This window comes from Sphingobium sp. TomMM7A (assembly GCF_055397305.1).
On sequence record NZ_AP027311.1, the window covers coordinates 682,070 to 702,842 of the forward strand.

The window sequence follows — 20,773 nt, forward strand, 5'->3', positions numbered from 1 at the left end:
TTGCATCCATGCTGCATGAAGGCGCCGTAACCTAACGAATTTGACGAAATTCTGCGGATTTCACGGGACGTTGTGAACATCAAAAAAGGCCGTGCTTACGGCCGGCCCGAAGGCAAAAATCAAGGATATCCAGGCTTTCCGATGGTAGCGGAGGAGGGACTTGAACCCCCGACACGCGGATTATGATTCCGCTGCTCTAACCAGCTGAGCTACTCCGCCCCATGGGCTGCGCCGGGCAGTCGCCCTGCGGTGCGCGCGCTATAGGCAGAGGGACTTGTGGGGTCAACGGGGTTTGGCGACGGCTGTGCAAATTCTCTTCAGGGGAGGTTGCCGGACGTCGTGCGCGGGGAAATCTTGGTCGGCGCCCTTTTTGCGCTTGCAATCGTTCCGTCACGTTGCACTAATGTTGCAATGCACAACCGGGCTATGCCCGAGGGAGGATCGACGCTTTGCCCTTCCACGAAATGTTTGAGCCGGATGGTTCGATACGGCCTTGCTATGCCGAAGTGCAGAATTGGGTGGATCGGACGGGCATCGCCGGGCTCAACCGCAGGTTGGATGAAGCGGAAGCGATCTTCAGACGTATCGGCATTACCTTTGCGGTCTATGGCGAGGGCGGCGATCCGGAGCGATTGATCCCGTTCGACCTGTTGCCGCGTATCTTCACCGCGCAGGAATGGCGCGTGCTGGACCGGGGCATCAGGCAGCGGGCGCGGGCGTTGAACGCGTTTCTGCATGATGTCTATCATCGGGGAGAGATTGTGAAGGCGGGGATCATGCCCGCCGACATCATCTACCAAAACAGCGCCTATCTTGCCGAGATGGCGGACTTTACCCCGCCGGGGAAGGTTTACAGCCATATCGTCGGGATCGACATTGTCCGCACCGGGCCTGCGCGATTTGAGGTGCTGGAGGATAATTGCCGCACGCCGTCGGGCGTGTCCTACATGCTGGAAAATCGCGAGATCATGACGCGCATGTTCCCCGAACTGTTCGCGCAGGGGCTGGTGGCGCCGGTCGATGATTATCCTGCCGAGTTGCTCAAGAGCCTGAAGGAAGTCGCGCCGCCCTCGTGCAAGGGCGATCCGGTGGTCGTGCTGCTGACCCCGGGATCGCTCAACAGCGCCTATTATGAACATAGCTTCCTGGCCGATCTGATGGGCGTGGAGCTGGTGGAGCCTGCCGACCTGTTCGTCGATGAGGATCGGGTGTGGATGAAGACGACGCTTGGCCCCAGGCAGGTCGATGTCATCTACCGCCGGATCGATGACGAATATCTTGATCCGCTGGTGTTCCGGCCCGATAGCCTGCTGGGCATTCCCGGCATCTTCAACGTGTATCGCAATGGCGGGGTGACGCTGGCTTCGGCGCCGGGCGCGGGGATCGCGGATGACAAGGCGGTCTATATCTACGTTCCGGAGATGATCCGATTTTACCTGGGTGAGCAGCCGATCCTGGACAATATCCAGACGTGGCAGTGCGGGAAGCCGGACGAATGCGCCTATGTGCTGGAACATCTGCACGAACTGGTGGCGAAGGAGGTTCATGGGTCGGGCGGCTATGGGATGCTGATCGGCCCCAAGTCGACCAGTGCGGAAATCGCCGCTTATGCGGAACGGATTAGGGCCAATCCGGGCGAGTTCATCGCGCAGCCGACGCTGGACCTTTCGACCGTGCCTACGCTTGGCCCGGCTTCGGTGGTGGGTCGGCATGCGGATTTCCGGCCCTATTGCCTGGTGGGCAAGCAGATCAGGCTGGTGCCCGGCGGGCTGACGCGGGTTGCGCTGACGGAAGGGTCGTTAGTGGTGAACTCCAGTCAGGGGGGTGGGGTGAAGGATACATGGGTGTTGCAGGATTGACGGTGGGTGCCATCATCTTTCGCAGCCAGCGTCATCCCAGCGGAAGCTGGGATCTCTCGAGGCTGCGTCGTGCCCTTTCGCCTGAGATCCCAGCTTTCGCTGGGATGACGGTGAGAGGCGGGGTGACAACGAGAGGCGGGATGACGGGGAGGAGGTGGGTGCGCCCATGCTGAGCCGGACTGCCGAGAATCTTTACTGGATGGCGCGTTATATGGAGCGGGCGGAGGCTACGGCTCGTTTGCTTACCATGGGACAGCGCATGGCGATCCTGCCGGGGGCGCATCATCGCGATGAGTGGCGGTCGGTCGTGCGGGCAGCTGGGGTCGATGGCCTATTTCCTGAAGGCATACAGGTGGCCGAGAGGGACGCCATATCCTATCTGATGCTGGACCTTGATAATTCCAGTTCCATCCGGTCCTGCCTGCTGAAGGCGCGCGCCAATGCCAAGTCGGCGCGCACCATGCTGACCCAGGACATGTGGGAGGCGCTGAACGAAGGGTGGCGCAAGCTGGACAGCTATGATGTGGGTGAAGCGCGGCAGCAGCTTCCGGCGCTGATCGATTGGGTGAAGACGCGGGTCATGACGTTCCGGGGCGCGGCACATTCCGGGCAGTTGCGCAATGAAGGGCATGACTTCCTGCGTGCCGGGTCGGCGCTAGAGCGGGCGCAGATGACGTTGCGGCTGCTGGACGTCAAATATTATGTGCTGCTGCCAGAAACCGAGGTGATCGGGGGCAATCGCGATCATTATCAGTGGACGTCGGTGCTCTACGCTCTGTCTGGAGCGCGGGCCTATCACCATGTCTATGGCGGCACTTATACGCCCTGGCAGATCACCGATTTCCTGATGCTGAACCGGCTTTTCCCGCGCAGTGTGGCCTATTGCTATGAACAGCTTGCCTATCGGCTCAATCGGCTGGCGGGCTGGCATAATGGGCGGGGCACGTGTCATGAGACGGTGCGGCAGATGGTAAACGATCTGGAACAGCTCGACAGTGGCGAGATTTTCCGCGTCGGTCTGCATGAAACCGTGCTGGGCGGATTGAAGATGACCAACCAATTGGGCGCGGAGATCGCCCAGACTTATCATTTCGGATGAGGGAGCGTCGCACGCCTTGAAACTGCTGGTCCGCCATCAGACGACTTATCGTTATGCCGCGACGGCAGGCCGGGTGGCGATGCGGTTGAAGCTGATGCCGATCGATACGGCGTCGCAGAAGATACTCGAATGGCAGGTCAGCGTGAATGGCGAGCCGGTCGAATGGTTCCGCCGCAACAGCTTTGGCGAGATGGAGGCTGTCTGGATACGGCATGACCGGCTGGACAATGCGGTGATCGTTGCCGAAGGGTTGGCGGAGACGGGCGAGACGAGCGGCGTTCTGGGCCATGGTGAGGGCCGGGTGCCTTCGGTCTATTTCCTGCGGGAAACGCAGCTGACTCAAACTTCCGATGCCATTCGGGACATGGCGCTTTCCCTGCCGGATGGTGAGGGTACGCTGGTGCGGCTGCATGCCTTGTCGGCGGCGGTTAGCGACGCTGTGGCCTATCGGGGGGGCGTGACGTCTTCGGATACCACGGCGGCGGAAGCTTTTGCGCTGGGGGCGGGGGTTTGTCAGGACCATGCGCAGATATTCATCGCGGGGGCGCGCGCTCTGGGCATTCCGGCGCGATATGTGACGGGATATCTGCTGGCGGAGGGTGGCGTTGCCCTGCATGAAACCCACGCCTGGGTTGAGGCGTGTGTACCGGATCTGGGCTGGGTCGGGTTTGATCCGTCGAACCGGGTCTGTGTTACGGAACGTTATCTGCGGCTGGCGTCGGGCCTGGACGCCAATGCGGCGGCGCCCATCCGGGGGTCCGTGACGGCAGTGGGCGATATCTGGATTGACGCGGACGTTCGGATCGCGCAGGCGGAGGAAGGGGTGGAAGAAAGGCAGCTGCAACGGCAGCAACAACAAAGCCTTCAGCCTGCCATCCCGCAGGATTGAACGGATATAGGAGCCCGATGGGCGATGACCTATTGTGTGGCGGTGCGCGTGGACCAGGGACTGGTCATGCTGTCGGACACTCGCACCAATGCGGGCATGGACAATATCGCGCGCTTTCGGAAAAGCTTTACCTACAGCGTGCCGGGCGAGCGGGCGCTGGTGCTTATGTGTTCGGGCAACCTGTCCATCACGCAGGGCGTCAAGACGATGCTGGGCCGCGCGATCAAGGATTCGCAGGTCGATCCGGACGTTGAAAGCATCCTGAACTGCGCGACCATGCACCGCGCGGCGCAACTGGTGGGCGATGCGATGTGCGAGATGCAGCAACATTATCGCAGCACCATCGAAATGCAGGGATCGGGTGCGGACGCGTCGATCCTGCTCGCGGGGGAACGGCGCGGGGGGAAGCCGCGCCTTTACCTTATCTATTCGGCGGGCAACTTCATCGAGGCGACGGAGGACACGCCCTTCTTCCAGATTGGCGAGCATAAATATGGCAAGCCGATCCTGGACCGGATCATCAAGCGCGAGACGAGTCTGGAGGACGCGACAAAGGCGGTGCTGGTGTCGATGGATTCGACGTTGCGATCGAACCTGTCGGTCGGCATGCCGCTGGACCTGACCGTGATCGAGCGCGGCCAGTTCGATTTCCGTGTCCGCACCCGTATCGAGGCCGATAACGAGGAATTTCAGCTGCTTTCGCTCAGTTGGTCGGCGGCGTTGCGCAAGGGATTTGAGGACCTGCCCAACGTCATTGACTGACGGTTGGAGTGGCAGGGGGAGGCGGAGCTTGCCCGCGCCCAAGCAATTCCATGCGATAGTCAGGCTTGCGCGCCCGGCGCTGCTGCCTATTTCATCCCGACAAACGAATCCAAAGAGCTGGGGAATTTGATGACCGCTACCCATTCCACTCGCATGCTGATCCTCGGTTCGGGGCCGGCCGGGCTTTCGGCCGCCATTTATGGGGCGCGCGCGGGGCTGGCGCCGATCGTGGTGCAGGGCATGCAGCCGGGTGGACAGCTGACCATCACAACCGACGTCGAGAATTATCCTGGCTTTCGCGACGTGATCCAGGGGCCGTGGTTGATGGAGCAGATGCAGGCGCAGGCCGAGCATGTCGGCGCGCAGATGATGTATGATCAGATCGTCGATATTGATTTGTCGGAGCGGCCCTTTCGCCTGACGGGCGATAGCGGGACGCGCTATTTTGCCGACTCTCTGGTGATCGCGACGGGCGCGCAGGCGAAGTGGCTCGGCACCGAGGGCGAGCAGCTGTTGCAGGGCAAGGGCGTCAGCGCCTGCGCGACTTGCGATGGCTTTTTCTATCGCGGGAAGAAGGTGGTGGTGATCGGCGGGGGTAACACCGCTGTCGAGGAAGCGCTGTACCTCACCAACCATAGCCATGACGTGACACTGATCCATCGCCGCGATTCGCTGCGGGCGGAGAAGATCTTGCAGCAGCGGCTGTTCGCGCATCCGAACATCAAGGTGCTGTGGAACCAGAAGATCGAGCGGTTTGTGGGTGGCGGCAATCCAGAAGGGTTGGTCGGGGTCGATCTGGTCGATACGGTGACGGGCAAGGCTTCGCATATCGAGACGGACGGGGCGTTCGTCGCGATCGGGCATCAGCCCGCGACCGAGCTGTTCGTGGACAAGCTGCCGATGGATGAGGGCTATTTGATCGTGGAGCCGGGTACGACGCGGACCTCCATTCCTGGCGTGTTCGCGGCGGGTGATGTCAGCGACAAGATTTATCGGCAGGCGGTGACGGCGGCGGGCATGGGCTGCATGGCGGCGCTGGACGTGGAGAAGTTTCTGGCCGAAGCGGATTTTGAGGCGATGGCGGCTGAGTGAGAAAGCGTGGAGCGGGGTGCGCGTTGCGTGCCTTGCTTTGCTGGGTGAGGGGGAGCTTCGCTACCCTCCGTTCGCCCTGAGCTTGTCGAGCCGAAGGCCGGCGAAGCCAACGGCTTTTCTTTCTTTTAAGTGAAGTGAAGGGCTTCGACAGGCTCAGCCCGAACGGGGATTAGGTGTCTGATAGACTGGGGAAGCGCTCAGGCCTCTATCTTCGTCCGCGCAAAGGCGACCAGTGTGCCGAAGGTTTCGAAGGTTTCGCCGTCGATGTCGTCATCCTCGATCAGGATGTCGAGGCGGTCCTCCATCTCCGTCAGCAGCGTGGCGACGGCCATGGAGTCCAGTTCAGGCAGAGCGCCGAACAGGGGCGTGTCGGCGTCGAAGGCATCGACGCGTTCCTGCGACAGGGCCAGCACATCGCGAAGCAGATCGCGCATCGCGTTTGACATGTCGCTTGTCCGGTCGACCGGCATAGAGGTTTTCGCCCGCATGATGGGGGGCTTACCTAATCGTTCCGCCTTCAGCCCACAAGGGCGGAAATCGCGGTTCGCGCGGCGGGAATCCATGTCGAGGCAAATCGCGGATTGAAGAAGTCGAGACGGTAGAGCGTCTGGCGCTGTTCCATCCATTCCGCCTTGTAGGGATTGTCGCCGGTGCCATAGTCGATCACGCTGACCATGTCGGTATCTATGGCGTGGGCGAACATCGCGTGGCTGAGCAATGTGCCCGGAGAAGCGCCGTCGAAGGCGCGATCATGCGCCAGCTTGTGGATGAGGGCGACGTCATTTTCGATGGTCCAAAGCTGGGTCGCCACTGGCTGGCCGTTGAGGCGCGCAAAGCCGAGCCGTAGGGTTCCGGCGGCACCCTCACGTTCGGCCAGGGCGCGCAGGAAGGAGAGGCCGGGCTCGGGCTGCTTCCAACTGCTCGCATGTACCGTCACATAGTCGTGCCACAGCGCGTCATCGACCTGATCGCGAATCTCGATGGTGAAACGGCTGGATCGGGCCTTGCGCTGGACCTGATTGCGCAGGCGGCTTGGCCGATCCGCCCAATAAGCGGCGAAGTCACGGCCGTGCAGGGCGAGCATATGGCGTCCACCCATGGGTCGGCGGACGCCGAACCATCCGCTGCGCCGAAAGGCATCGAGGAGCATTTCCGCCGTATCGCCTACCGGGTAGAAGTCGATGTGACGGCCGGTCCTGAACAGTTCGGCGGCGAGTATCTCTGCCAGACGGCGGCGCATCGGTTCGTCAGGATCTCCGAGATATATCGGCGACCAGGCGAAGCTGTACCAGTTGGCAAGCGCGCTCTGCCGTTCGGGAGAGGGCGACAGCAGGAATAGCCATGCCTCGACCTGTCCCTCGATCGCTTGAAGGACGCGGACTTTCTGGTTGTTGAAGCAATGTTCGTGTAGCGATTCGAACCAGTCGATGCGGTCGAACAAGGAAGCCGTCGCGGCGCGATCCATCCGTCCGCCCAGCGCCTGCCGGGCATCTGCGATCGTGCTGTATTCCCTTGTGACCAGCAAATCATTATCTCCCCGGCACTGTCCCCATGCCTTAGGTGAAAAGTCTGGAAATGGAGTTAAGCCGAACCGCCCTGATTGATGGCGAGGAAGTTCGCCCGATCGACCACCTGCTGTTGCGGGGTGAGTCGGCGCGTCCGGCGCTGGATGGCCGGTCGGGATCGCAGGATTATGCCGAGCTTGAAACGACGCTGGGTCGGCTGGCGGGGTGGCTGGCGGGGTTCGGGCTGGAAAAAGGTGCGCGGGTTGCAAGTTGGATTGCCAAGGGGCCGGTTGCCGCGCTGATGCCATTGGCGGCCCCGCGCGCGGGCTTGGTGCATGTGCCGGTCAATCCGCTGCTGAAGCATGCGCAGGTTGCGCATATCCTTGCCGACAGCGGCGCGCGGTTGCTGGTCGGTACTCCGGCGCGGCTCGATACTTTGAAGTCCGATGATGTGCCGGGCGACTGCCGTTTGTTGCGGGAGGAGGATGCTGCGGCGGCCATGAGCGGTGGGGATGGAATGCCGCCCTCCGAAGCCGGGCCGTATGATCTGGCGGCGATCCTTTATACCAGTGGGTCGACTGGACGGCCCAAGGGGGTGATGTTAAGCCACGCCAATCTATGGCTCGGCGCGGCGAGTGTGGCTCGTTATCTGGGCCTCAATGCCGAGGACAGGACCTTGTGCGTGCTGCCCTTCAGTTTCGATTATGGGCAGAATCAGTTGTTTTCGACTTGGTATGCGGGCGGGTGCGTCTATCCGCTCGACTATCTGACGGCGCGTGACGTCATGAAGTCGGTGGACAAGCGTGACATCACGACATTGGCCGGGGTGCCGCCGCTTTGGGTGCAGTTGACCGAGCTTGAGTGGAAGCCGGAAGTGGCGGGGAAGCTGAAGCGCCTGACCAATAGTGGTGGCGCGCTCACCCGGCCGTTGGTGGCGAAATTGCGCGGCCTTTTTTCCAAGGCTGACCTTTATCCCATGTATGGGCTGACCGAGGCTTTTCGGTCGACCTATCTGCCGCCAGCCTTGGTGGACAGCTATCCAGACTCGATGGGGTCGGCGATACCGCATGCGGAGATATTGGTTGTGCAGCCCGACGGCAGCCTGACGGACGATGATGAAGCGGGTGAGCTGGTTCATTGCGGGCCGCTTGTAGCGCAAGGCTATTGGCGGGATGAGGTACGTACGGCAGAGCGGTTCAAGCCTGCGCCGCCGTCCTCTCGCTATGGCGGCATGGCGGTCTGGTCAGGGGATAGCGTCAGGCGGGATGGGCAGGGGCTGCTCTATTTCGTTGGGCGCGATGACGCGATGATCAAATCCTCGGGCAATCGCATCAGTCCGACCGAGATTGAAGAAGCGGCGGTAGCGGTGCCTGGGGTGGCGGAGGCCGTCGCGCTGGGTATCAAGGATGAACGATTGGGGCAGGCAGTGCTGCTGCTTATCCGGTCTGGCGACGTTGATGCCGAGGCGATGGTCGAGGCGAGATTGAAGACCGAATTGCCGAACTTCATGCAGCCCCGGACGATCATCAGGCTGGCGGATTTTCCCCGGACGCCTAATGGCAAGATCGACCGAGTGGCACTGGCCAAGGAATATGACAGATGAAGCCGATGGGACCTGTTCCGCCCTTTTTCGAGGGCGAGGAAGGCATGCTGCTGATCGGCGGCTGCGGTGCGGCCAGTCTGGTGGACGAAGCGGGGGATACGCCGCTGTTCGTTTATGACATGGGCGTCGTCGAGCGGCAGATGCGCGATTTGCGGGAGGCCATGCCGCCGCAGCTGTCGATCCATTATGCGGTGAAGGCGAACCCTTATCCGGCGCTGCTGGAACGTATGGCGCGGTTGGTTGACGGCTTTGACGTGGCTTCGGGCGGGGAAATGGCGCGAGCGCTGGAAGCCGGGATGGACGCCGCGCATGTGAGCTTTGCTGGGCCGGGCAAGCGCGACGATGAACTTGCCGCCGCGATCGACGCTGGCGTGACGCTGAACCTTGAGTCGGAGGGTGAAGCGCGGCGTGCGCTTGCCATTGCCCAGAAGCGGGGGCGGACGCCCCGGCTGGCGGTGCGGGTCAATCCGGATTTTGACCTGAAAGGGTCGGGCATGCGCATGGGCGGCGGGGCCAAACCCTTTGGCGTCGATGCGGATCGGGCGGCGGGGCTTGCCCGATCGTTGATCGATGCGGGAGCCGATTGGCGCGGCTGGCATATCTTTGCCGGATCGCAGGCGCTGGATGCGGAGGCGCTGATCGACACGCAGGCGGCAACAGTGGGATTGGCGGCGCGGCTTTCTGACGCCGTGGGAGCCACACCGCCGCTCGTCAATCTGGGTGGGGGATTTGGTATTCCCTATTTTCCTGGCGATCAGCGGTTGGAAATTGCGCCGATCGGGGAAGCGCTGGGCCAGACGCTCCATGCGCGTCCTGACATATTGGCGGAGAGCGAGTTTGCGATGGAGCTTGGCCGCTGGCTGGTGGGGGAGGCTGGCGTCTACCTGACCCGTGTGGTCGATGTGAAGCAGAGCCAGGGCGAGACGTTCGTGGTTGTCGATGGCGGCTTGCATCATCAATTGGCGGCGAGCGGGAATTTCGGCACGGTGGTGCGGCGTAACTATCCGATGGCGGTGGCGAACCGTTATGGCGCGCCGCCTGCGGAGGAGGCCGTCACGGTCGTGGGGTGTCTTTGCACGCCGATCGACAAGCTGGGCGACAAGGTTGCTTTGCCGCCGGTGGTGGAAGGGGACCTGATCGCGATCTTCGCGGCGGGGGCCTATGGCGCTTCGGCTAGTCCCGCCGCCTTTTTGGGGCACCCGCCCGCGCTCGAACTATTACTTGGCTGATATACCAATAGTTTGACGCCTAACCGTATCTTTACCCTTTAGCGGCAAGAAGAGGCCCAAAGCCCATCGCTTTGCGGCCGCTTCACCTGTCTGGCGGCCGTGCTGGCGTGCGGCCGCATGATGAGGTGAAGATATGCGTTTCCTGTCGGTTTCCCGGGCTCTGATCGGCGCATCGTTGCCTGCTTTGGCGCTGTCGGGCTGCGCTTCGGGAGGCGGTGGCCCCCAGTTGCCCTCTGCGTCCTTTGTGGCGCAGCAGGAAGGGCCGGGCGAGGAATATGTGATCGGGCCGCTCGATGACCTGACCGTATTCGTATGGCGCAACCCGGAATTGGGTGCGAAGGTTCAGGTGCGGCCGGACGGGCGGATTACCACGCCGCTGATCGCCGACATGCCAGCCGTGGGCAAGACGCCCAAGCAACTGGCTGACGACATGAAGGTCGCGCTCACCAAATATATTGAAAATCCGCTGGTGTCGGTGATCGTCAACAACTTCTCGGGCACTTTCAGCCAGCAGGTGCGGATTGTCGGCGCGACCGAAAAGCCTGCCTCCATTCCTTATCGTGCGAACATGACGCTGCTTGATGCCATGATCTCCGTCGGGGGGCTTAGCGAATATGCGGCGGGCAATCGGGCGCGGCTCGTTCGCTTCAACAAGGAACAGGGCAAGCAGCAAGAATTCAACGTCCGTATCGGCGACCTGCTGAAGCGCGGCGACAGCAAGGCGAATGTCATGCTGGCGCCCGGCGACGTCATCATCATTCCGGAAAGCATGTTCTGATATGGCGGGTCTTTACGACGAACTGCTGATTGCCCTTCACGGCATATGGACCCGGCGCTGGCTGGCGCTGGCCGTAGCGTGGGGCGTGTGCATGCTGGGGTGGCTGGGCGTGGCCCTGGTGCCCAACAGCTATGAGAGCAAGGCGCGCGTTTATGTGAACACGCAGTCGCTGTTGCAGGACAAGGTCGGCATTACGCAGGTCCAATCGCAACAGGATTTGGACCGCGTGCGCCAGACGCTGGCCAGCACCGCCAATCTGGAGCGGGTGGTCAAGGAAACCGACCTTAACCAGACGATCAGCGGCCCGCGCGACATGGCGGCCAGGATCACGGCGCTGCGTGAAGGCATCACCGTGATGGCGCAGGCTGATCCCAGCATGATCGACATCAGCGCCAAGTCGGCGGACTCCAGCCTTTCGGACGGCGCCAATGCGCGAATCGCGCAGCAGGCGGTGCAGAAGCTGATCGAGATTTTCCAGGAAACGAACCTGTCCTCTGATCGCGTCGAGACGAAGCAGAGCCTTGCCTTCCTTGATCAGCAGATCGCGCAGCGCGGACGTCAATTGGCCGCCGCAGAGCAACGTCGTGTCGAGTTCGAGCAGCGCTATGCCGGTATGCTGCCGGGCGCGGGTTCCATCGGCCAGCGCATGGACGCGGCGCGGATGGAGATTAACAATATCGAATCGCAGCTGGTGCAGGCGTCGAGCTCGCTTAGCGCCATGAACGGCCAGCTCGCCGGAACACCGCAGGTGTTGCCGGGTGTTGGCGCGTCGGGTGGTCCTTCCGCACTGGCGCAGGCGCAGGCGGACCTTGCCGGAATGCGCGCGCGCGGCTGGACTGCTGACCATCCCGATGTGATTGCAGCCCAGCGGCAGGTCGATGCGCTGCGCCGTCAGGGCGGCGGCGGTGGTGGCGGGGCGGGCGGTTCGCCCAATCCGGCTTACCTGTCGATCAAGTCGATGCAGGCGGAACGGGCGGCCACAGTTCAGGCGCTACAGACGCGCAAGGCGCAGCTTCAGGCTGACTTGAACGCCATGTCATCGCGCCAGACTGACGAGCCGGGCCTCGCCGCCGAGCAGGAGAAGCTCGACCGCGACTATGAGGTGCTGAAGACGCAATATGACAAGCTGCTCGCTGATCGCGAGGATGTGCGCCTGCGCGGTGATGTGAAGACCGAGACGGGCTCCGTCCAGTTCCGCGTGATCAATCCGCCGAGTGCGCCCACCGCGCCGTCCGCGCCCAATCGGCCGTTGTTGCTGCTGGGCGTGCTGATCGTCGGGATCGGCGCGGGCGTGGGTAGCGCCTTTGCCATGGGGCAGCTCAAGGGCAGCTTCCCGACGGCGGCACGGCTGGAGCGGGCGGTTGGATTGCCGGTCATCGGTTCCATTACGCAGACGGTTAGCGCCGCGCAGAGGGCGGTCGAGAAGCAGCGGTTGAAATGGTTCGCCGGTGCGAGCGGGGGGCTGGCGGCGCTGTGCGTGCTGCTGATCCTCGTCGAATTCATCCAGCGTGGCATGGCCTGAGGAGCGGCAAGATGAACAAGCATAGCTCCCTTTCCAAAGGTTCGCTGATTGAGCGGGCGACGGAAATCTATGATTTCAGCGCGGCCTTGCAGGGGCGTGCCGCTCCTGCGGTCGAGGTGCCTGCTGGCGAGGCGTTGCCTCCGGTGGTGGAGATTGCTCGGCCGGTGGCGGGGGAGGCGGGATATCGCGCGCCTGACTGGCATGGGCCGGTGCAGAGTATCGATCGGATTGCTCTGGCCGAGAATGGCTGGCTGTCGCCCGATAGTCCGGCGACTGCGATCAGCGAGGAGTTTCGGCTGCTGAAGCGCGATTTGCTCGCGCAGCTTGGCGATGATCCGCGTGGCAATAGCGTGCTTGTCTGCTCGGCCCATAGCGGGGAGGGCAAGAGCTTTTGCGCGATCAACCTGGCGCTTAGCCTCGCGGCGGAGAAGGATCGGGAGATATTGCTGGTCGATGCTGACTTCGGCAAGCCGGGCATTCCCGAGGCGCTGGGGCTGACAAGCGGGCCGGGGCTGATGGACGCCATCGCCGATCCGTCGATAGCTATCGAGGATTGTGTGATCCGTACGGACATTCCGTCCTTTGCGGTCCTGCCTGCGGGGCAGCGCAGTAACAATGACACGGAATATCTGGCTTCGGCGCGGACCGAGACGCTGTTGCGCCGCCTGACCGAGGGGCGGCCGGACCGGGTCATCCTGTTCGATTCGCCACCTCTGCTTGCGGCGTCGGCGGGTGCCGTGCTGGCGAGCCATGCCGCCATCGCGTTGCTGGTGGTGCGTGCCGACCAGACCAGCGAAAGCGCACTGCGTGACGCGGCGGGGATGCTGAAGGCGGCTGGGCAAGTGCAGTTGTTGCTGAACGGCGTCACCTTCTCGGCCAGCGGCCGCCGCTTTGGCAGCTATTATGGCAAGGGGAGCGACGACGCATGATGCTGCGTACTTCCCTGGGGTTGCTGGGCGCGTTGGCGCTCGCCGCTTCGCCTGCCATGGCGCAGGAGCGAAAGGTCGAAGTTACGCCCTATCTGGGCGTCGATCAGACTGTGCTCGTGCCGCTGAAAGGTGGTGGCGATGTCCTGACCTATACCAATGTGACGGCGGGGCTGACGGCGCAGTTGCAGACGCGCCGTGTCGAGGCGGTCGCTGACGTTCAATATAATCACAGCTTCGGCTGGGGGCGTGAGGCCAGCGATCAGGATGTGATCAGCGGTATCGTGTCGGGCCAGTATCTGGTGTCGCATGGGCTGACGCTCAACGCCGGGGCGCTTGCGACGCGCATACGCACCGACGGGCTGTCGGGCGCGGCGACGCTGAACGATAGCCAGACGAGCCAGGTTTATGCGGGTTATGTGGGTCCGTCCTATGCCTCATCCTTCGGCGACATCGACGTCACTGCCTCTTATCGGCTCGGCTATGCGCGGGTGGATGAGGATGTGAATGCTGATTTTGCCGGAGCGCCTAATGTCGGCTCATTCGCCGATTCCGTTTCGCATAGCCTGGCCGGTTCGGTCGGCGTGGCGCCGGGTGTCTGGCTGCCGCTCGGCATCGTGGCGAGCGCTGGCTATGACCGGGAAGATGCGAGCGAGCTTGATCAGCGGTTCGAGGATGCGTGGGGCCGCGTGGATGCGACGCTGCCGGTGTCGCCGACTGTCGCCCTTGCCGGCGGTGTAGGCTATGAACGGATCAAGATCAGCCAGCGTTCGCCTGAGCTTGACGGGAGCGGCGTGCCGGTCATCCGCAATGGCCGCTATGTCACCGACGACAGTTCGCCGCGTGCGCTGATCTATGATTTCGATGACATCATCTGGGACGTTGGCGTGCTCTGGCGTCCCAACCGCCGCACCTCGCTGGAGGCGCGGGTCGGCGAACGTTATGGCGGCATGACTTACACGGGAAGCTTCGTGTGGCAGGGTCGCGGCCAGTCCTTCGCGCTGGTGGTGTTCGACGGTATCGATAGCTTCGGGCGGATCATTACGTCCAACGTCGCGGCGGTTTCGGGCAGCAGCCTGAATGTCGTGCGCAACCCATTCACGGGCGATTTCACCGGTTGCGCCTTCTCGCAAAGCGGCGGGGGGCAGTGCTTCAACGACGCGTTGACCGGGGTTACGGATGCGAACTTCCGCTACCGGGGCGTTGCCGCCCAATATGCGGCGCAGCGGGGTCCATGGGGCCTTGGGGTCGGCCTTGGCTATTCGCAGCGCAAATTCGTGACGCCTTCGGGCCAGACGGTGTTCGTGCGGGGCACTCGGGACCAGAATTGGTATGGCACGGTGTCGCTTAGCTATGTGATCGACAGTCGGTCCAGTTTGGATAGCGCCGTCTACGCCAATTATTTCGATGCAAGCGGCGCGCGCCTCGACGTGCTGAATCTGGGCGCGTTCACCAGCTACAACCGCCTTATCAACCGCAATCTTCAGGCATCCGCTTCGCTTGGGCTCGACAGTGCCAAGGCGGACGATCTGGATGCCGTCATCAACGCCATGGGCCAAGTCGGCCTGCGGTACAGCTTCTAATCGCGTCCGGAGACGAGAGATGTACGACCAGTTCTACGGATTTGAGGGCCGCCCGTTCCAGCTGACCCCCGATCCGCATTTCTACTTCGAAAGTGCAACCCACAGGAAGGCGTTGTCCTATCTGGGCTATGGGCTGGCGCAGGGCGAGGGCTTCATCGTTATCACCGGTGACATCGGCGCGGGCAAGACGACGCTGGTCGGGCACTTGATGGCGACGATCGATCCGGCACGGCTGACCGCCGTAAAGATCGTATCGACGCAGGTTGGTGGCGACGACATGCTGCGGCTGACCGCGCAGAGCTTTGGCCTGCCGACCGACGACATGCCCAAGGCCCAGATTTTGCGGCAGATCGAGGCGTTTCTGCATGGCCAGGCGCGGGCGGGGCGGCGGTCGCTGCTGATCGTGGATGAGGCGCAGAACCTGTCTGTTTCGGCGATCGAAGAGTTGCGCATGCTTTCCAACTTCCAGTTGGGCGGGCAGTCGCTGTTGCAGATATTCCTGCTGGGCCAGCCGGAATTTCGCGACCTGCTGAAGTCGGCGCAACTAGAGCAGTTGCGGCAGCGCGTGATCGCGACCCATCATCTCGATCCGATGCAGCCCGAAGAGATCGAACCCTATATCCTGCATCGCCTGTCGATCGTCGGTTGGAATGGCGATCCGCAATTCACACCGGATGCCTTCGCCGCCATCTATGCCGCGACCGGGGGCGTGCCGCGCCGGGTCAATGTGCTTGCCAGCCGTGTGCTGCTGCTGGGCGCGCTGGATCAGTTGTCGGAAATCGATGCGGCTGCTGTGCAAGCGGTGATCGAGGATATGGGCGCGGACAGCGATGTTGCCGTGCAGCCGATGCCGTCATCCGTGTTGGATCGCGCGGAGGAAGCGCCTGCTGCGGCTCCGGTTGCGGCGCAGGCGGAACCTGCGCGCGAGACGTTGCGCGCTGAACTTAATGCGCTGCGGTCACGTCAGCCCGAGCCATCGCCCGCGCTGATGGACGAGATTGCCACGCTGCGCGCGGAGGTCGACTCGCTGCGGATCGAACAGGTCGCCATCCAGGCAGTGGATCCCGAGGCGCTGAAGGACTGTTTCACCCTGATCGAGGAGCGGCTTTCCTCGCTGGAGTTTCGCGTGGGCGAGCAGGATACGGCGCTGCGCCGCGTGCTGACATTGCTGGTGGACTGGGTGGAGCGTGAACAGCGGATGGGCGACGCGCCGCACAGCGCTGCTGCCTGACGCTTCATCATGGTGCTGAATGCCCTATCGGTCGATGTGGAGGATTGGTTTCATGTCGGCGCCTTTGAGCGCACGATCAGCCGATCCTCTTGGGATGGACTGACGCATCGGGTGGAGCGCAATACGGATGCGGTGCTGGCCCTGTTTGCCGAGGCGGGGGTCAGCGCGACATTCTTCACGCTTGGGTGGGTTGCGGAGCGTTATCCTGCGCTCATGCGGCGGATAGCCGAGGCAGGGCATGAGGTGGCGAGCCATGGCTATGACCATGCGCGCGTATTCACGCTGAGCCCGGAGGCGTTTCGCACGGATTTGCGGCGGGCGCGTGCCTTGCTGGAGGATTCCAGCGGGCAGCGCGTCATTGGCTATCGCGCCCCGAGTTTTTCCATCGATCATCGGACGCCTTGGGCTCATGCCATATTGGCGGAGGAGGGCTATCGCTATTCCAGCAGCGTCGCGCCGATCCGGCATGATCATTATGGCTGGCCTGAATCGCCGCGCTTTGCCTGGCGGCCGGTGGCGGGGAGTGATTTGCTGGAGTTGCCGGTGACGACGGCCGAGTTTGGCGGGCGGAGGTTGGCGGCTGGGGGCGGAGGGTTTTTCCGCTTGCTGCCCTATGGCTTTTCCCGCTGGGCTATACGGCAAGTGAATGGGCGGGAGAAACAGCCCGCCATCATCTATTTCCATCCCTGGGAGATTGATCCGGATCAGCCACGGGTGGCGGGAGCGCCGCTGCGATCGCGCCTGCGCCATTACAGCAACCTGTCCGTCATGGCGGACAAGCTGCGGCGGCTGACCGCTGATTTTTCCTGGACGCGCGTGGATGCGCTGGTCGCTCGTGAGGCGGAGTTGGCGGCATGAGGCCCGATTGCGGAGCAGGTGTCGGCGTGGTCACGCTCGACCTGGATGATCCGGCGCAGGTGGCTGCGGCAGATGCTTTTGTGAAGAGCAGCGTGGACGGAACGCCTTTCCATCGGCCTGCCTGGATCAAAGCGATTGAGCGTGGCACTGGCAATCGCGCGCATATGCTGGCTGCTGTCGCTTCGTCGGGGCAGATTGCAGGCATTTTGCCGCTTACCCACATGAAGAGCCGATTATTTGGTCAGGCCTTGGTTTCGTCCGGCTTTGCCGTCGATGGCGGGATACTGGCTAATGACCATGCCGTTATCGCGGCTCTTGCCGGTGCAGCGCAGCGGGTTGCTGGGGATATCGGCGTGTCTTCTGTCGAACTGAGAGGTGGCGAGCTGCCGGGTGAGGGCTGGACGCTTCATCAGGACAGCCATCTTGGCTTTGTCCGGCCGATTGCGGCGGATGATGAGGCGGAGTTGCTCGCGGTCCCGCGCAAGCACCGGGCCGAACTGCGGAAGGCGCTCGCCAATCCCGCGCTAAGGGTGGAGGTTGGGCGGGACGAGCGGTTCCTGCGCGCGCATTATGATGTTTATGCGCAGAGCGTGCGCAATCTGGGGACGCCGGTTTTTCCGAGGCGCCTGTTTCGCGAAGTGCTGGCGGCGTTCGGCGAGGATGCCGACATATTGATTGTCTATGAGGGCGACCGGCCGGTTTCGGGGGTGCTGACGCTCTACCATCAGGGGCGGGCCATGCCTTTTTGGGGCGGGGGTGTCGCCGATGCGCGGCGGCTGCGTTCCAACGAACTCATGTATTACCGGCTGATGGGCCATGGGCGGACGCGCGGCATGCGGTTGTTCGATTTCGGGCGGTCCAAGACGGGGAGCGGGCAGGCCGCGTGGAAGAAGAGCTTTGGCTTCGATCCGGTGCCACTCGCCTATCATAGCTGGTCGGCGACGGGTGAGCGGCGCGACATCAATCCCAACAGCGCGCAATATCAGCGGCGTGTGGAGATGTGGAAGAAGCTGCCGCTGCCGATCGCCAACCTGATCGGGCCGCTGATTTCGCGGGGGCTGGGATGACGGGCGAGATAGCTTTCCTCTGCCACCGCATCCCCTTTCCACCCGATCGGGGCGACAAGATTCGTTCCTATCACATATTGAAGCGGCTGGCGGAGATAGCGCCCGTGCATGTCGGCTGCTTTGCGGATGATGATCGCGATCTGAGCTTCGCATCGGCCATGGCGGAGATGACGGCGAGCCAGTGTGTGCTGAAGCGCAACCGTTCGCATGTGGTGGCGGGTCTCGCTGGGCTGGCGAAGCGGCAGCCGATGCTGGTGTCCCTCTTCGAAGATCCGCGCATGCATCAATGGGTGCGGAAGACTTTGGCGGAACGGCCGATCGCGGCCGTGATGGGCTATTCGGTGCAAATGGCGCATTTCGTGCCAGATCTTCCCGATGGCGTTCGCTTCGTGATGGATTTCGTCGATTTTGATTCGGCCAAATATGCGAGCTATGGGGCGGCAGGCGGCGGTCCTATGGGGTGGATCAACCGGCGCGAAGGGCGGGTTCTGCTCGATTTTGAGCGTGCCACCGCCGAGCGCGCCGACGTCAGCGCTTTCGTTAGTGAGGCCGAGGCCGCGCTGTTCCGGGAGGCTGCGGGCCTGAACGCCGCGCGGGTCATCGGCATGGATAATGGCGTGGCGCTGGATTATTTCGATCCGGCGGCCGAATTTGATGGGGTTGCGCGACCGGCGGGTCCGCTCGTCGTATTCACCGGGCAGATGGACTATCGGCCTAATGTCGAGGCGGTGGAAAGCTTTGCGCGCGATAGCTTGCCAGCCTTGCGAGCCAGACATCCCGAGGCATGTTTTGCCATCGTCGGGCGCAATCCTTCGCCGCAGGTTAGTGTGCTGTCGCAGTTGCCCGGCGTTATCGTGACGGGCGCGGTGCCTGATGTTCGCGGCTGGCTGGCGGCGGCGGATATTGTGGTTGCGCCGCTTCGGATCGCTCGAGGCATACAGAATAAGGTGCTGGAGGCGATGGCCATGGCGCGGCCCATAGTCGCGTCGCCGCAAGCGGCCGAAGGCATCGATGCGCAGGATGGTGCGCATTTCCTCATCGCGGCTGATCCTGTCGAAGAGGTCGAGGCGATATGCGCACTGCTGGCCGATCCTGAGCGAGCACGGCGTCTGGGCGAGGCTGCCCGCTCGCGGGTGGAGCAACGCTATCGCTGGTCGGAAACGCTCAAGGGCTTGTCGGAAATGCTGTTCGGTCCTGTCCCCGATCTAGGCAGCGATCTAGGCAGCCGAGCCGCATGACTGAAAAAACGCTGCCTTTGTCTCGAGCGCGCAGCGTTGGTGTGGAAGGCTGGCGCGGGCATCTCGCTGCGCTTGGCGTTCTGGCGTTCCTGATCCTGACGTTGTTCCATCGCGATGCGGCGGGCATGGTGTCGATATGGTGGAACGCGTCCACTTTTGGCCACTGCCTCTTCATCCCGTTCCTGATCGCCTGGCTGGTGCAGCAGAGACTTCCCGGTTTGCGCCAGCTTGAGCCTGTCGCATGGGCGCCTGGGCTGCTCTGGATGGCGCTGGGCGCATTCGCCTGGCTGTTGGGAGCGGCGGCGGGTGTCGCGGTGTTTCGCCACGCCGCGATCATCCTGATGTTGCAGGGTAGCGTCGTCACCCTGCTTGGGCCTGCCGTGGCGAGGGCGCTGCTGTTCCCGCTCTTCTACGCCTTCTTCATGGTGCCGGTGGGGGAGGAGCTGGTCGCGCCGCTGCAATTGATCACGGCGCGGCTGTGCATGGTTTTTCTCGATATTGCGGGGGTTCCTGCGCATCTGGACGGCATCTTCATAACTACGCCCACCGGCTATTTTCGGGTCGCGGAGGCGTGCTCGGGCGCGAAGTTCGTGATTGCGATGACGGCCTATGGCGCGCTGGTCTGCAATGTTTGTTTTTCCAGCTGGCCGCGCCGCATCCTCTTCATGGCCGGTGCACTGCTATTGGCGGTGCTGGCCAACGGCTTGCGCGCATTCGGGACCATATGGATCGCGCATCTGACCAATATCGAGGCTGCGGTCGGCTTTGACCATGTCATGTATGGATGGGTCTTTTTTGCTATCATCATGGCGGTGGTGATGGCAGCGGCGTGGCCCTTTTTCGACCGACGGCCGGGTGATTCATGGTTCGATCCCGCCAAGCTTGGAAGTGCCGGTCGTGCCCGTCTGCCGCTTATCATCGCAGTTGGTGCAGCGAGCCTGTTGGTGCTTACCGCGCCCGTCTGGCTGATCGTGAGCGCGGCGGTGAGCAAGCCGCTGCCCGGTGCGCCGACTCTCCCGGCGGTCAAGGGCTGGGCACCGACTTCCGCGCAGCCCCGCTACCCCTGGAGGCCGCGATTCGATGGCGCGGATTATCTGGTCCTCGGGCGCTACCGAAATGCGACGGGCTATGTGGTCGACCTCGCCATCGCCAGTTTCGATCGGCAGGACGAGGGGCGCGAGCTGGTCGGATTCGCCCAGGGCGCTGCCAATCCCGACCAGCGTTGGTCATGGTCATCCCCTGCGCCCGCTCCTGCGTACGGGCTGGGCGAGCAGATGACCGCCCCCGGCCCGGTGGTCCGTCATGCCGTCAGCTTCTACAAGGTGGGAGACGGCCCCGTCACTGGCAGCGCACCGCGCGTGAAGATCGACACGATGCTCGCTCGGTTGCTCGGCCGCGACCAGCGCGCCGCTGCGATTATCGTCTCGGCCGAAGAGAGGCAGGGCAAGCCCGCCGACGCCGCCATCGCGCTGTTCCTGCAAGATATTGGCGATGTGAAGGATTTGGCTGACCGCAGCCTCGGCATCCGCTAA

At 62.9% G+C, this 20,773-nt stretch carries 18 protein-coding genes and 1 tRNA gene; 16 read left to right on the plus strand and 3 right to left on the minus strand.

Annotated features, from left to right (window positions below):
- Positions 1-142: 142 nt before the first annotated feature.
- Positions 143-219, minus strand: a tRNA-Met gene (locus tag ACZ5ZH_RS03550).
- A 230-nt stretch (positions 220-449) separates the two neighbouring features.
- On the opposite strand from ACZ5ZH_RS03550, the gene ACZ5ZH_RS03555 reads away from it, so the two are divergent.
- From ACZ5ZH_RS03555 to trxB, 5 genes are all read left to right on the plus strand, one after another.
- On the plus strand, positions 450-1,859 hold the full coding sequence (locus ACZ5ZH_RS03555) for a circularly permuted type 2 ATP-grasp protein (protein WP_464772194.1): 1,410 nt from the start codon (positions 450-452) through the stop codon (positions 1,857-1,859).
- 166 nt (positions 1,860-2,025) lie between these two features.
- On the plus strand, positions 2,026-2,958 hold the full coding sequence (locus ACZ5ZH_RS03560; RefSeq protein WP_449472041.1) for an alpha-E domain-containing protein: 933 nt from the start codon (positions 2,026-2,028) through the stop codon (positions 2,956-2,958).
- Positions 2,959-2,974: 16 nt separating this feature from the next.
- Positions 2,975-3,847 carry a transglutaminase family protein gene (locus ACZ5ZH_RS03565; protein ID WP_464772195.1) on the plus strand — a complete coding sequence of 291 codons (873 nt, stop codon included), beginning with the start codon at positions 2,975-2,977 and terminating at the stop codon, positions 3,845-3,847.
- Between the two features lie 24 nt (positions 3,848-3,871).
- Positions 3,872-4,609, plus strand: coding sequence for a proteasome-type protease (locus ACZ5ZH_RS03570; RefSeq protein ID WP_464772196.1), 738 nt, complete (start codon positions 3,872-3,874; stop codon positions 4,607-4,609).
- A 129-nt stretch (positions 4,610-4,738) separates the two neighbouring features.
- Positions 4,739-5,701 (plus strand): thioredoxin-disulfide reductase, encoded by a 963-nt coding sequence (trxB, locus tag ACZ5ZH_RS03575; RefSeq protein WP_464772197.1) that lies wholly within the window; start codon positions 4,739-4,741, stop codon positions 5,699-5,701.
- Between the two features lie 197 nt (positions 5,702-5,898).
- Here the strand turns inward: trxB and ACZ5ZH_RS03580 are convergent, their stop codons facing one another.
- Both ACZ5ZH_RS03580 and ACZ5ZH_RS03585 read right to left on the minus strand, forming a co-directional pair.
- Positions 5,899-6,189 carry a phosphopantetheine-binding protein gene (locus tag ACZ5ZH_RS03580; protein WP_464772198.1) on the minus strand — a complete coding sequence of 97 codons (291 nt, stop codon included), beginning with the start codon at positions 6,187-6,189 and terminating at the stop codon, positions 5,899-5,901.
- A gap of 29 nt (positions 6,190-6,218) precedes the next feature.
- Complete coding sequence (locus tag ACZ5ZH_RS03585; protein WP_464772199.1) at positions 6,219-7,226, minus strand: GNAT family N-acetyltransferase; 1,008 nt, start codon at positions 7,224-7,226, stop codon at positions 6,219-6,221.
- 50 nt (positions 7,227-7,276) lie between these two features.
- On the opposite strand from ACZ5ZH_RS03585, the gene ACZ5ZH_RS03590 reads away from it, so the two are divergent.
- The 11 genes from ACZ5ZH_RS03590 (at position 7,277) to xrtA (ending at position 20,773) form a co-directional block, all read left to right on the plus strand.
- Positions 7,277-8,809 carry an acyl-CoA ligase (AMP-forming), exosortase A system-associated gene (locus ACZ5ZH_RS03590; RefSeq protein ID WP_464772585.1) on the plus strand — a complete coding sequence of 511 codons (1,533 nt, stop codon included), beginning with the start codon at positions 7,277-7,279 and terminating at the stop codon, positions 8,807-8,809.
- A complete protein-coding gene (locus ACZ5ZH_RS03595) occupies positions 8,806-10,038 on the plus strand; it encodes a pyridoxal-dependent decarboxylase, exosortase A system-associated (RefSeq protein ID WP_464772200.1) in 1,233 nt (410 codons plus the stop codon). The genes ACZ5ZH_RS03590 and ACZ5ZH_RS03595 overlap by 4 nt, the downstream gene beginning before the upstream one ends.
- A 133-nt stretch (positions 10,039-10,171) precedes the next feature.
- Positions 10,172-10,816: an XrtA/PEP-CTERM system exopolysaccharide export protein gene (locus ACZ5ZH_RS03600; RefSeq protein WP_464772201.1), complete on the plus strand. Its 645-nt coding sequence runs from the start codon at positions 10,172-10,174 to the stop codon at positions 10,814-10,816.
- Between the two features lies 1 nt (position 10,817).
- The gene (locus ACZ5ZH_RS03605) at positions 10,818-12,338 is read left to right on the plus strand and encodes an XrtA system polysaccharide chain length determinant (protein WP_464772202.1); all 1,521 of its coding nucleotides are present in this window, start codon (positions 10,818-10,820) and stop codon (positions 12,336-12,338) included.
- A gap of 11 nt (positions 12,339-12,349) precedes the next feature.
- The gene (locus tag ACZ5ZH_RS03610; protein ID WP_464772203.1) at positions 12,350-13,267 is read left to right on the plus strand and encodes a P-loop NTPase; all 918 of its coding nucleotides are present in this window, start codon (positions 12,350-12,352) and stop codon (positions 13,265-13,267) included.
- Positions 13,264-14,847, plus strand: a complete 1,584-nt coding sequence (locus ACZ5ZH_RS03615) for a hypothetical protein (RefSeq protein ID WP_464772204.1) — start codon at positions 13,264-13,266, stop codon at positions 14,845-14,847. The genes ACZ5ZH_RS03610 and ACZ5ZH_RS03615 overlap by 4 nt, the downstream gene beginning before the upstream one ends.
- A 19-nt stretch (positions 14,848-14,866) precedes the next feature.
- Entirely contained in the window at positions 14,867-16,078 is a 1,212-nt protein-coding gene (locus ACZ5ZH_RS03620) for an XrtA/PEP-CTERM system-associated ATPase (protein ID WP_449472057.1), read from the plus strand.
- 9 nt (positions 16,079-16,087) lie between these two features.
- Complete coding sequence (locus tag ACZ5ZH_RS03625; RefSeq protein WP_464772205.1) at positions 16,088-16,936, plus strand: XrtA system polysaccharide deacetylase; 849 nt, start codon at positions 16,088-16,090, stop codon at positions 16,934-16,936.
- The gene (locus tag ACZ5ZH_RS03630) at positions 16,933-18,003 is read left to right on the plus strand and encodes a FemAB family XrtA/PEP-CTERM system-associated protein (RefSeq protein WP_464772206.1); all 1,071 of its coding nucleotides are present in this window, start codon (positions 16,933-16,935) and stop codon (positions 18,001-18,003) included. The genes ACZ5ZH_RS03625 and ACZ5ZH_RS03630 overlap by 4 nt, the downstream gene beginning before the upstream one ends.
- Complete coding sequence (locus ACZ5ZH_RS03635) at positions 18,000-19,241, plus strand: TIGR03087 family PEP-CTERM/XrtA system glycosyltransferase (RefSeq protein ID WP_464772207.1); 1,242 nt, start codon at positions 18,000-18,002, stop codon at positions 19,239-19,241. Before ACZ5ZH_RS03630 ends, ACZ5ZH_RS03635 begins: the two co-directional genes overlap by 4 nt.
- On the plus strand, positions 19,238-20,773 hold the full coding sequence (xrtA, locus tag ACZ5ZH_RS03640) for an exosortase A (RefSeq protein WP_464772208.1): 1,536 nt from the start codon (positions 19,238-19,240) through the stop codon (positions 20,771-20,773). Before ACZ5ZH_RS03635 ends, xrtA begins: the two co-directional genes overlap by 4 nt.